The sequence below is a fragment of the Lederbergia sp. B243.17 genome (assembly GCF_057657925.1).
The window spans coordinates 1-479 of the sequence record NZ_JBWBKF010000081.1 but is presented as its reverse complement, the minus strand read 5'-3'; the positions used below and the strand labels follow the sequence as shown (position 1 = coordinate 479).

1 protein-coding gene is annotated in these 479 nt (G+C 49.1%); it reads left to right on the top strand.

Going from position 1 to position 479, the window contains the following annotated elements:
• Positions 1 to 36: 36 nt before the first annotated feature.
• On the top strand, positions 37 to 479 hold a 443-nt coding region (locus AC0TWI_RS15545), incomplete at its 3' end, for a transposase (RefSeq protein WP_488127251.1).

Below are 479 nucleotides of genomic sequence, written 5' to 3'. Positions count from 1 at the left end.
AACGGTATCCCCTACAAACTTCATGAGGTGTTAGAAATGATGACGAAAAACCAGGTCCATGAACGCGAACAGCTGGAAATGCTCTCCATTGAGCAGTTGGTCCCACAGGATCATCTTGTTCGCAAACTAGATGCGGCAATTGATTTTTCCTTCATCTATCCATTGGTTGAAGACCTTTATTCGGCAGTAGGGAGACCCAGTATCGACCCGGTTGTCCTGATCAAGATGACATTCATCCAATATACCTTCGGCATCCGGTCCATGCGACAGACCATTCGGGAAATCGAAACGAACGTGGCATACCGCTGGTTCCTCGGTTTTAGCTTCCACACGGAGGTGCCCCATTTCTCAACCTTCGGAAAGAATTATACCCGGCGTTTCGCAGACACGGACCTGTTCGAGCAGATTTTCTACCGGATACTGAAGGAGGTTGCGGATCGTGGACTTCTCAGTCCGGAACATGTCTTCATCGACTCCAC